At 36.7% G+C, this 12,134-nt stretch carries 9 protein-coding genes, 1 pseudogene and 1 riboswitch; all 10 genes and pseudogenes read right to left on the reverse strand.

The window, feature by feature from the left end:
• Positions 1 to 43: 43 nt before the first annotated feature.
• Entirely contained in the window at positions 44 to 1,120 is a 1,077-nt protein-coding gene (locus tag AC1DKZ_RS00425; RefSeq protein ID WP_002066754.1) for a BMP family lipoprotein, read from the reverse strand.
• Between the two features lie 90 nt (positions 1,121 to 1,210).
• Positions 1,211 to 1,936 (reverse strand): GntR family transcriptional regulator, encoded by a 726-nt coding sequence (locus AC1DKZ_RS00430; protein WP_002088063.1) that lies wholly within the window; start codon positions 1,934 to 1,936, stop codon positions 1,211 to 1,213.
• Positions 1,937 to 2,169: 233 nt separating this feature from the next.
• A riboswitch (purine riboswitch) is annotated at positions 2,170 to 2,271 on the reverse strand.
• A 202-nt stretch (positions 2,272 to 2,473) separates the two neighbouring features.
• A complete protein-coding gene (locus tag AC1DKZ_RS00435; RefSeq protein WP_002137916.1) occupies positions 2,474 to 4,858 on the reverse strand; it encodes a DNA translocase FtsK in 2,385 nt (794 codons plus the stop codon).
• A 214-nt stretch (positions 4,859 to 5,072) separates the two neighbouring features.
• Positions 5,073 to 5,276 (reverse strand): YlzJ-like family protein, encoded by a 204-nt coding sequence (locus AC1DKZ_RS00440; protein ID WP_002088064.1) that lies wholly within the window; start codon positions 5,274 to 5,276, stop codon positions 5,073 to 5,075.
• A complete protein-coding gene (gene tepA / locus AC1DKZ_RS00445) occupies positions 5,273 to 6,022 on the reverse strand; it encodes a translocation-enhancing protein TepA (protein WP_002014582.1) in 750 nt (249 codons plus the stop codon). Before tepA ends, AC1DKZ_RS00440 begins: the two co-directional genes overlap by 4 nt.
• Positions 6,023 to 6,124: 102 nt before the next feature.
• On the reverse strand, positions 6,125 to 7,795 hold the full coding sequence (locus AC1DKZ_RS00450; protein ID WP_002014581.1) for a ribonuclease J: 1,671 nt from the start codon (positions 7,793 to 7,795) through the stop codon (positions 6,125 to 6,127).
• A 608-nt stretch (positions 7,796 to 8,403) separates the two neighbouring features.
• Positions 8,404 to 9,282, reverse strand: a complete 879-nt coding sequence (dapA, locus tag AC1DKZ_RS00455; RefSeq protein ID WP_002014579.1) for a 4-hydroxy-tetrahydrodipicolinate synthase — start codon at positions 9,280 to 9,282, stop codon at positions 8,404 to 8,406.
• A gap of 11 nt (positions 9,283 to 9,293) precedes the next feature.
• Positions 9,294 to 10,526: an aspartate kinase gene (dapG, locus tag AC1DKZ_RS00460; RefSeq protein WP_002137918.1), complete on the reverse strand. Its 1,233-nt coding sequence runs from the start codon at positions 10,524 to 10,526 to the stop codon at positions 9,294 to 9,296.
• Positions 10,527 to 10,549: 23 nt separating this feature from the next.
• Complete coding sequence (gene asd / locus AC1DKZ_RS00465) at positions 10,550 to 11,596, reverse strand: aspartate-semialdehyde dehydrogenase (RefSeq protein ID WP_002014577.1); 1,047 nt, start codon at positions 11,594 to 11,596, stop codon at positions 10,550 to 10,552.
• A 149-nt stretch (positions 11,597 to 11,745) separates the two neighbouring features.
• Positions 11,746 to 11,934, reverse strand: a pseudogene (gene spoVFB, locus AC1DKZ_RS00470) (dipicolinate synthase subunit B); the annotation flags it as partial.
• Between the last annotated feature and the right edge of the window lie 200 nt (positions 11,935 to 12,134).

A 12,134-nucleotide genomic window follows, 5' to 3' on the forward strand; every position in this document is an offset into this window, starting at 1 on the left:
CAAAGGTTAGTTCTAAGAACTAACCTTTGCTATTGCTCTATCATTATTTCTTTAGAGCAGCTTCGTATGCTTTATATTCATCATCAGTCGCAGGTACTTTAATTTCACCAGCAGTGATTTTCTTCTCAAACTCTTCTATTTTTGTTAAAATTTCTGGGTTTACTTTTTTCACATTATCAGTTGTTTTCGCAATACCAACGCCATCATCTTTTAAGCCGAACTCTTCTACTTTACCGCCTTTTAACTTACCATCTTTCGCTTCTTGCGCTACTTTTGCTACTGCAACATCAACACGTTTTACCATTGAAGTTAAAGTTACGTTTTCAGGCATGCCTTCTTGATTTTGGTCACGGTCAACACCGATTACCCAAACATTTTCACCTTTTTTCTTACGGTTTTTCGCTTCTGTGAATACACCGTTACCAGTTGCACCTGAAGCATGGTAAATTACGTCAACGCCTTGACCGTACATTGCTGAAGCTAATACAGATCCTTTTTCTGGCTTATCAAATGCATCAGCATATTGTGATACAATTTCGATATTTGGATTTACTGCTTTTGCACCAGCTTTAAAACCTGATTCGAATTTTGTAATTAACGGGCTCTTCACACCACCAACAAAACCAACTTTATTTGATTTTGTTGTCATCGCTGCTACAGCTCCAACTAGGAATGAACCTTCATGGTCTTTAAATGTAATACTTGTTACGTTCGGCTTCTTTACAACTGTATCTACAATCGCAAATTGCTCTTTTGGATACTGTTCAGCCACCTTTTCAATTGATTTCTCCATTAAGTATCCAATACCAAATGTTGTGTTATAATTATCTTTCGCAAATTTCGTTAAATTTGGAATGTAATCAGCATCTTTACTTGATTGAAGGTAACGATATCCTTCATTTTTCTTTAAATCGTTGTCTTTACCAAATTTCGTTAAACCTTCCCAAGCTGATTGGTTAAATGATTTGTCATCAACGCCCCCAACATCTGTAACCATACCAACCTTAAACTCTTTATCCCCTTTTTTGTCACTATCCGCTTTATCCGAGTTACCACATGCACCTAACACTGTACTTGCTGCTAACGTTAACGATAATAAAAGACCTGTTTTTTTCTTCATACTAGAAACCCCTCCTGAAATGTTTTGTCTAATGATTCATACGCTGCTGTCCCTTACTTCTTGCTGTCACCTCCCTAAAAAGGAACTTCCCTACATACGTTTTCTTAATACGTGGAAGCTAAACTTATCAGCTCTAAAGTAATTAATAGAATATAAGATTGGCTCATCATTTTGATCATAGTGCATTTGTTTTAAAACTAGCAGTGCCGTTTCAGGTTCACATTCTAAAATCGGTGAAATTTTCGGGTGATAACCAATCGGTTCAATGTGAGCAACTGCGTATGTGATACGCTTGTGCGTATTATTATGTATTACTGTAAGCAGCGATTCCTCATTGTATCCCGATAAATCTGGTAATATCTCTTTTGCCAGTTTATCAATGCAATATACAACTGGTTCCCCATCCGCTGTACGAACACGTTCAATCATTACTGCGCTAAAAGCATCTTCACAATTAAATTTCTCTTTTTCTTCTTCTGTTAAAGTTGTTGTAGATGATGATAAAAAGATTGTTCCTGGTGTTTTCCCCACACTAGAAATCATATCTGTAATACTAGAAAGTTGCTCTATTCCAGAAGAAAATAACGGCTTCGCATTTACAAATGTCCCTACACCATGTCTACGAATAACAACATTTTCTTCTTCTAAAATACGTAGTGCTTCCCTTAAAGTTGCCCTACTTACACCAAGTTCTTTCGCTAGATCAAACTCTGAAGGTAACTTTTGTTTTTCTTTGTAAGCCCCATCTTTAATTTTTCCTTTGATGTGATCAATCACCCGCAAATATAGGTGACGACTATCGGATTTTACTGACATAAGACTCCCCCGCATTTTAATTATTCGACCTCTGATGTAAGACTTCTTTTCTCTTTTTTCAACTTACAACATAGTATAAATTACTAAATACTAAAAATAAGCGTAATTATCGAATAAATATTAATAATTTTTCAAGATGAAATTTTCACACTTTATCCCATAAAAAAAACTTTGTACCATAAACATTTCTCATATAGAGAAAAAGTTCGGCACAAAGATTCCTTACATCCTTTGTTACACACTTTTCCCCTCATAGTCTAGCAATTCATGGTTGCCAGGTAGAAACTTATGGACCTTATCTCCAAGATTATATGAGGCAGTGATTCTTTTCGAAGTAATCTTACCACTTGCTCCCATATGTGTCAACAGAATTCAACATTTTTCTACATTAAATATCGAACGTTTTGAAAACCAAAACGATAAGCATTCGTATTCTAAAGAGCTCCCTGTTATGTAAGCACTTTCTTTTCTGTTGAATATAGTATATAACAAAAACAGCATATAAAAAAGCCTAATTGTAAAACAATTAGGCTTTTTTTAAGAACTTTTTTCTTGTACATCTTTAATGAGTACTCCCCTTGGTTTACTACCTTCATAAGGACCTACTACACCATTCATTTCCATGGCATCAATTAAACGAGCTGCTCGCGTATATCCTACTCTAAATCTACGTTGTAACATAGAAACAGATGCTGTTTGCATTTCTACTACAAGCTGAACCGCTTCATCATATAATTCATCTTCTACTTCCTGCTTTGTTTCAGGAACATCTTGTGGAATCATATCCTCTTGATATTGCGCTTTTTGCTGCGCAATAACAGATTCTACGACTCTCTCAACTTCATCATCTGATAAAAACGCCCCTTGTACACGAACAGGTTTCGATGCACCAATTGGTATGAATAACATATCTCCACGACCTAGCAACTTTTCTGCACCACCACCGTCAAGAATCGTTCGAGAATCTATTTGGGAAGATACAGCAAATGCAATACGCGATGGAATATTCGCTTTAATAACACCTGTGATAACATCAACTGACGGGCGCTGAGTCGCAATAATTAAATGAATACCAGCAGCACGTGCCATTTGTGCTAAACGCATAATCGCATCTTCTACATCCGAAGAAGCAACCATCATTAAATCAGCTAACTCGTCCACAATTACTACAATATATGGTAATTCAGGTTGTTTCGCTTCCGATTGGCTATTATGTTCTTTAATATAATCATTATATCCTTCAATGTTACGCGTACCGCTATGCGCGAATAATTCATAACGACGCTCCATTTCACTCACAACTTTCTTCAAAGCCTGTGATGCTTTTTTCGGATCAGTTACGACTGGTGTTAATAAGTGCGGAACACCGTTATATACATTTAACTCTACCATTTTCGGATCAATCATCATTAATTTTACTTCATGCGGTTTTGCACGCATTAAAATACTTACAATAATTCCATTAATACATACACTCTTTCCACTACCAGTCGCACCAGCTACTAATAAATGGGGCATTTTATTTAAACGTGCCAATACAGCCTCTCCTGTAACATCACGTCCAAGACCGATTAATAACTTCTCTTCTGGGTGGTTATTCGCCTTTGAATCAAGAACTTCTCTCAGCGTTACCATAGAAACTTCTGAATTCGGAACCTCAATCCCTACAGCTGATTTCCCGGGAATAGGTGCTTCAATACGAATGTCTTTCGCTGCTAAAGCAAGCGCTAAATCATCACTTAAACTAACAATTTTACTTACCTTTACTCCCATATCAGGATACACTTCATATTTCGTAACTGCAGGACCTCTATGTACTTTTGTTACTTTCGCTTTCACACCAAAACTTTGGAATGTACGTTCCAATTTACGAGCATTTTCATAAATTTCCGCATTTTCATTTGTAACTTGCTTATTTTGGGGAAACTTTAATATATCAAGCGAAGGAAGCTTATAATCTTTATTTTCCACATTAGAAAATTGCATAGGAGGTGCTTTCGTTTCACCTTCTAGCGATTCAACGATTTTTTCTCCTCGTTTCTTGTGAGGTTGTTCTTCTGGCGCAGGCGGAACTGCCTCTTCAATAAACGGAGGAGTGATTAAATCATTTTCTTCTATCTGCTTTTCCGTCTCTTCACGTACTGGATAATTCTCAGTAAAATTCGAAATAATTGGTGGACCAATTTCTATTTCTTCTACTGGCTCAATAGCTTCTTCTTGTTCAGCAACACGTTCACGCCTCTTGCTTCTTGTTGTTTTTTTCTTTTCAGTTTGCTCGGCGACCCTTTGAGATTTCCAATCTTTATAATCCCCTTGCATTACTTGAAACTGACTTCTAAGAATTCTCCCTATCGGAGCAAGTACTTCTCCAATATGTTTATTTGTTATACAAAGTATTCCAAGAATAACTAAAATAATTCCAATGATATATGCCCCTACTTCGTCAAATAAGAAGTAGCACGTTGCGAACATCAGTGCACCGAACATACCACCACCTAAATGAACACTATCCGGGCCCTTTTTCATTTCAAGGAAGAAGTAATCTTTTGTACTAACAATTACAGAAGTATTTTGCACAGCTCCATCTTTCGTAAGCAGGTTAAATAATGTAATATGACTAAACATTAATATTGCTAGTACAATTAAATAAACACCTATTAGCCGTTTATTTAAAAGGTTGGGCCATCCCCGCTTTATTACAAACGCAACAGATAAAGCTATTACACCTAACACACCTATTATGTACCACTCACCAAAGAAGAAGCGAAAAAATAACACAAACGATTTCCCTACAACACCTAGCTGTAAAATCGTAATAATCGAAAGTGCAAAAAGAGTCAACCCGACGATTTCATAATACAAAGTTGGCTTTATCGTACGTCTTGCCTTAGCCTTCGTCCCTCTTTGCTTTTGTTTTGCCATTTCTTCACCTCGTGTTCTAAAAATTAAGTAAAACTTTCTTATAAAAAAGCTCTACTTACATGTCTTTCTCTCTATTTTTCAGGTCTTTATATCTTCTATTTTTACACTTCTTGTAAAATGTTAAATAAACAGAAGAAAGCAGCCTACTCATGGCTGCTCAACCGTCTTGTTTTTTATATTATACCATAGCTCCTAAACAAAATCCTTCTTTTTGCTAAAAGGTAATTTTCTGCCCAGGCTCAAACTCTAGGTAGTGAGACGGATTGGTACTTAATACACGTACAATAGAGTAACATTGATTATCCTCCTCAGAAACCACTAATTCCACGCCATTTATATTCACAACTTTTTGGCTTTCGCATTGTGAATAATCGGCCGGATACACAAGTTGCTCTGGCATAATTGTATATAAAATCATTGTAGCATTGTCCCTTCTGTACTATTATCCTTGCGTTCATCAATTAATTCGTTTAATTTTCGAAGTGCGCTACCAATACCACCGACACCATCTATAAGACCATACTTCACTGCATCTCCACCTATTACATTCGTCCCAATATCTCGCGTCAAATTCCCTTTTGCAAACATAAGCTCTTTAAAACGATCTTCCGTTACTTTCGAATGCTTTGTCACAAATCGAATGACTCTTTCTTGCATTTTATCCAAATACTCAAATGTTTGTGGCACACCTATAACAAGACCTGTTAAACGAATCGGATGAATTGTCATCGTCGCTGTTTCGGCAATAAATGAATAATCAGTTGAGACCGCAATCGGTACACCGATTGAATGCCCTCCTCCTAAAACAAGAGATACAGTTGGTTTTGAAAGCGAAGCCACCATTTCAGAAATCGCTAATCCAGCTTCAACGTCACCCCCAACTGTATTTAATATTAACAGTAAACCTTCAATTTTTGGATTTTGTTCAATCGCGACAATTTGCGGAATGATGTGTTCATATTTTGTTGTTTTATTTTGTGGTGGCAACTGAATATGACCTTCCACCTGCCCAACAATTGTTAAGCAATGAATACGCGATTCATTCATTTGTGGTACATTTGTCTGTCCAAGTTGCTGAATTTTCTCCACTATAGAAGCCTCTTTTGGAACTTCTTTCGGCTCAGCTTCTTTTTCTTCATTTGTATAACGATCACGTTCTGTCATATCGCATCCCCTTTCACTCGTATATAACTATTATTTCTTAAGTTATGAATTTCATTCGATAGGGTTAAAAAAGAAAAAGATCACCTGTAAAGGTGACCTTCTTTATACTTCCATAATAATCGGTAAAATCATTGGCTTTCTCTTCGTTTCTTCGTACAAGAACTGCCCTAATAATTCACGAATATTTTGTTTCAACATAGACCATTCAATTGTATATTCTTTAATTGATTGTTCAACAATCATACGTACAATATCTGTGGATCGTTCGATTAATGCTTCTGATTCACGAACATATACAAAGCCGCGTGAAATAATTTCTGGACCAGAGATTATTTTCTTTTCATCCTTACCAAGTGTTACAACAACAACTAAAATTCCATCTTGAGATAACATCTTTCTATCTCGAAGAACGATGTTACCGACGTCACCTACACCTAATCCATCAATTAAAACATTACCAGCTTGCACTTTACCAGCTAATTTTGCTTCATCGTCACCAAAAGCAATTACATCGCCTTTTTCTACGATAAAGATATTCTCTCTCGCAATACCTACATCTTCCGCTAAATACGCATGTGCTTTTTGCATACGGAACTCACCATGTACGGGTACAAAATACTTCGGCTTCATTAAATTTATCATCAGCTTTAATTCTTCTTGGCTACCATGACCTGAAACGTGAACTTTTCTTTCACCGTAATAAATAACCTCAGCACCAGATCTAAATAACAAGTCAATAATTTTTGATACAGATACTTCATTTCCTGGAATTGGAGAAGCTGCAATAATAACAGTATCACCTTTACGAATTGAAATTTGTTTATGAGCTTGTTTCGCCATTCTAGAAAGGGCTGCCATCGGTTCCCCTTGACTACCAGTCGTTAAGATAGCTACCTTTTTTTCCGGGAAATTGTCTATTTCTTGTAATGAAATAACCATACCTTCTGGAACATCTAAATAACCAAGACGTCTTGCAATATCTACCACTTTCACCATGCTACGTCCTACTACCGCTACTTTCCTTCCAGTTTCAGCAGCTGCATCAAACACTTGTTGAATACGGTGTACATTCGATGCAAATGAAGCAACAATAATACGTCCTTCTGAACTATAGAATACTTTAGAAATCTCTATACCAACTTCTTTTTCCGAACCTGTATAACCAGGACGTTCAGCGTTTGTACTATCAGATAACAAGCAAAGTACGCCTTCATTTCCAATTTGCGCCATTTTCCCAAGATCTGCTCCACTATTTCCGATTGGAGTTTGATCAAATTTAAAGTCTCCTGTATATACTACAGCACCTTTTGATGTATGGAAACAAACACCCACAGAATCCGGAATACTATGTGTCGTTCCGAAGAATGACACATTTGTTGAATTAAACTCTACTGTTGAATTCGAGTCAATTGTTTTTAAGTCTACACGGCCTAACATTCCTGCTTCGCCAAGCTTTTCTTGTATAAGTCCTACCGTTAACTTCGTCGCATATACTGGAATAGATAATTTACGAAGCACATAAACAATTCCACCAATATGATCTTCATGACCATGGGTAATAAATAGTCCTTTTACTCGCTCTTGATTTTCTACTAAATATGTAATGTCAGGAATAACAATATCAATCCCAAACATTTCATCTCCCGGGAACATCAATCCGGCATCTACAATAAAGATTTCAGAATCAATTTCAACACAGTACATGTTTTTTCCGATTTCACCTACTCCGCCAAGAGCAAATACTTTCACAGACTCATTCTCTTTTCTCTTCATGTTGTTGCCTGGTTTAAAAATCTTGCAAACACTGATTTCACTAAAATTGCAGAGACACCAGGGGAAACTCTACAACCACCATATATTCACCGTCCAAGACGAATGTCCTTACCGTTATGCGATATCATGTCCTTGTTAATTTTTTAAACCAGGTTTCACCTCTCTTTCATTATATAAATCAAATATCTTATTCGATATGATATGAAAATTTCATTAAATCTTAATTTTTACCAATTTTGCTAAGCATACCCGTACTAAGCTACTTAGCCATATTATAACTGATACAAGAAATAGAACACAAGTTAAATTATGCGAAAGACAAGAGAAGACACTAAAATGAGATTATAATTTAAGAGGGCAAAATTCATATCAGTTTTACTATTTTCCCTACGTAATAAGAGTTTGATGGAAAAATATTCATGTAAATTCTTTACATAAACATGAAACGATATTCACTAAAAAAATCTTATCTCTGTAATCAGTTTTTTACTAATTCTCCCCCCTGCCATCCCCTTCTTATTACAGCCTATTAACTATAGCTAATTTTCATCACTTACATATAGTTAGTCAAAATAAAAATGACCTAGTTTCACACTAGGTCATTTTTATTAACGAGGAATAGATTGCATTACGGATTGTAACGTTATTCTTTCTTCTTCCGTTAATGGAAGAAGTGGCAAACGTACAGAACCTACATCTAATCCCACCATTTGTAATGCTGTTTTTACTGGTGTTGGGCTCGGCGCCATAAATAGTGCATCCGTTACTTTTACTAGTAATTGATGTAATTTCTGCGCTTTTTTGAACTCTCCAGCTTGGAATGCAGCAATCATTTCTTGCATTTCATTCCCGATAACATGAGATGCTACAGAAACAATACCTTTTGCTCCAATTGCCATAGCTGGTAATGTTAAACCATCATCACCGCTGTATACTGCAAAGTCGTCCGCTGTTTTTTCAATGATTTCTGTCATTGTTAATACATCGCCGCCTGCATCTTTAATCGCAACAATGTTTTCTATTTCTGATAAACGAACAACTGTATCAACGGAGATTTGTACAATAGATCGTCCTGGAACATTATATAGCATTACCGGAAGCGGAGTGCTTTCAGCGATTGTTTTAAAGTGCTGGTACATCCCTTCTTGACTCGGTTTATTATAATACGGTGCCACTAGCATAACTGCATCAACACCAACTTCAGTTGCCTTTTTTGTTAAATCGACAGAAGCATGCGTATTATTGCTACCTGTTCCAGCGATGACGGGCACCCTTTTATCGACAACAGATACGACATGGCGATATAACGCTACTTTTTCTTCTGATGTTAATGTAGGAGATTCTCCAGTCGTCCCTCCTACCACGATTGCTGTTGTACCGTTATCAATTAAATAATTTACCAATTTCGTTGTCTTTGCAAAATCGATATTACCATTTTTATCAAACGGTGTTACCATCGCGGTTGCAATTGTCCCAAAATCTATCATGATCTCACTCCTTATTGTTCCAGTTGCTTTTCTTTTGAAAGCTCAAATGCACTATGTAATGCATTCACAGCCTCCACTAAATCGGCTTCTTTTACAAGAACCCAAATTGTCGTATGACTATCTGCTGATTGCAGAATTTGAATACCTTTTTCCGCTAAAGCTGTGACAATTTTCGCTGTAACCCCTGGAATACCTGCCATTCCAGCACCAACGATAGAAACCTTCGCACAATGCTCTGTCACCACTGGATCATATCCAAGTTGCTTTAAAACCTCAACTGCACGCGCTGATACACTATCCTTTACTGTGTAAGCTACACCGGTAGGAGAAATGTTAATTAAGTCCACACTAATCCCTTCATTAGCCATTTCTTTAAACACGTGTTGCTGTAAATCATATGCAGTTTCTTTTGCAAGCACTTTAATTTGCGTTACGTTTGACACATGGGCAATCCCTGTAACAGGACGTTCTTCTACATCCTGCCCTTTTGTAGCACCATCATATGCCGCAATAAGCGTACCTTCACTATCAGAATACGTAGAACGTACACGAAGTGGTACTTTTGCATGCATCGCAATTTCAACCGCACGCGGATGAACAACTTTCGCACCCTGATAAGCCATGTTACAAATCTCGTTATATGTTACAGTTTGAAGATGACGTGCATCTTTTACGATACGAGGATCCGCAGTCATAACACCTTCAACATCTGTGAAGATATCGATATATTCAGCATGAAGCGCAACACCTAATGCTGAAGCTGAGGTATCACTACCTCCGCGTCCAAGTGTTGTCGTATCTCCATTTTTCGTTTGACCTTGGAATCCAGTCACGACGATAACATCTACATTTTGTAACTCTTCATGTATACGATCGCAATTCATTTCAATAATCTTAGCATTCGTAAAGTCATTATTCGTTACAAAACCAGCTTGCGCACCATTTAATGCTGCTGCTTTTATACCATTCTCATTCAACATGTTAGAGAAAACAATTGCTGAGATTAATTCTCCGCATGATAATAATAAATCTTGCTCACGTTTAGAAATATTAGATTCCTCTTGATTTACAAGACTTAATAACGTATCAGTTGCATACGGTTCACCTTTACGGCCCATTGCTGATACGACAGTAACTACTTTATAACCAGCAGCTAACGATTTTTTTATATGGTGAAGCGCATGCTTGCGCCCATTGTCATCACGTACTGATGTACCACCAAATTTTTGAACAATAATTTTCATATTTTGCACCTTCTCTTAGCCGTTTACACTAATTGTAATTTTACTAAGCGCTCTGCAATTTGAACAGAATTCCATGCAGCGCCTTTTAATAAGTTATCAGATACGACCCAAAGGTGGAATCCTTTATCATTATTTAAATCTTTACGGATTCTTCCAACGAATACTTCATTTTTACCTACTGCAGTAGCTGGCATTGGATATAACTGCTCTGCTGGATTATCTTGCAGTACAATACCTTCTGCATTTGCAAGTAAGTTTTTCATTTCTTCTACTGTTACGCCTTCTTTATCTACTTCAATGTACACAGACTCGGAATGACCCGATACAACTGGTAAACGTACACATGTCGCAGCTACTTCTAATTCAGGCATATGCATAATTTTTTTCGTTTCATTAATCATTTTCATTTCTTCGAATGTAAATCCATTATCTTGGAATTTATCAATCTGTGGAATAGCATTAAAAGCGATTTGGAAATGCTTTTCGTCACCTGATACAGGTAAAACATTCGCCTTTACTTCTTCGCCATTTAAGATTGCTTGTGATTGTTCATGAAGTTCTTCAATAGCTGCCGCACCAGCACCTGATACAGCTTGATATGTGGAAACGATTACTCGTTTTAAACCATATTGCTGGCGAACTGGCTCAAGAGCTACTACCATTTGAATTGTAGAACAGTTTGGATTTGCAATAATACCATTATGTTCTTTTAAATCATTTTCATTTACTTCAGGTACAACAAGTGGCACGTTTTCTGTCATACGGAATGCACTTGTATTATCAACAACAATTGCACCGCGCTTTGCTGCTTCTGGCGCTAATTGTTTCGATACAGATCCACCTGCACTAAATAGTGCAATATCTACTCCTTCAAAACTTTCAGGAGTTGCCTCTTGAACTGTAAATTCTTCGCCTTTAAATACAAGTTTCTTACCTGCAGATCGTTTAGATGAAAGTAACGTTAACTTCCCAATTGGAAATTCTCGTTTCTCTAAAGTATTTAACATTTGTTCACCAACTGCGCCGGTTGCTCCAACTACAGCGACATGAAAAGTTTTTTGCTTTTCCATCACTATGCCCCTTTCTAGATACCAATCCTTCTATAACTTAGAATTAGAAGGAGCTTACAATGCCCCCTCTAATCTTAATAACGTTAATTTTATCATATTCTACAGTAAGAATGATGGTTTCAACAAAAATTGTACGTTTTTTTCGTTTTTCAATTCATATATCTGAATTTTTCTACAACAACAGGTTGTAATTGTTTTCCTTGTAGCGCTTCCAATACTGTATCTTCAAGTAACTCCATACGAGCTACCATTGAGTTCGGTTTTTTCTCTGGTGCATCTTGGCCAAATGGTACGAAGTAGATGTCTTTTGTAGCCATTAGGCGCATGAGGTTGACACCAACAGGGTGATGACAATATAAAAAAATTCTTTTTTCTTCTATTATATGTCCATTTCGCAGACTGTAAATTTATTTTCATTTCCATACATGTCTATCATACTCTTCATTAATACAATACCCCCTCCAAAGGGATTGTAAGTAGCTTAATGGACAAGTTTTACTTTGAATGTGGGTTTATGCCAGCTTAAGAAAGTGTAAAT

This window comes from Bacillus sp. 05T21 (genome assembly GCF_056396785.1).

Coding starts and splice junctions, on each gene's coding strand:
- AC1DKZ_RS00425 (WP_002066754.1), bottom strand. CDS start 1,120: ATGAAGAAAAAAACAGGTCTTTTATTATCGTTAACGTTAGCAGCAAGT.
- AC1DKZ_RS00430 (WP_002088063.1), bottom strand. CDS start 1,936: ATGTCAGTAAAATCCGATAGTCGTCACCTATATTTGCGGGTGATTGAT.
- AC1DKZ_RS00435 (WP_002137916.1), bottom strand. CDS start 4,858: ATGGCAAAACAAAAGCAAAGAGGGACGAAGGCTAAGGCAAGACGTACG.
- AC1DKZ_RS00440 (WP_002088064.1), bottom strand. CDS start 5,276: ATGATTTTATATACAATTATGCCAGAGCAACTTGTGTATCCGGCCGAT.
- tepA (WP_002014582.1), bottom strand. CDS start 6,022: ATGACAGAACGTGATCGTTATACAAATGAAGAAAAAGAAGCTGAGCCG.
- AC1DKZ_RS00450 (WP_002014581.1), bottom strand. CDS start 7,795: ATGAAGAGAAAAGAGAATGAGTCTGTGAAAGTATTTGCTCTTGGCGGA.
- dapA (WP_002014579.1), bottom strand. CDS start 9,282: ATGATAGATTTTGGGACAATTGCAACCGCGATGGTAACACCGTTTGAT.
- dapG (WP_002137918.1), bottom strand. CDS start 10,526: ATGAAAATTATTGTTCAAAAATTTGGTGGTACATCAGTACGTGATGAC.
- asd (WP_002014577.1), bottom strand. CDS start 11,596: ATGGAAAAGCAAAAAACTTTTCATGTCGCTGTAGTTGGAGCAACCGGC.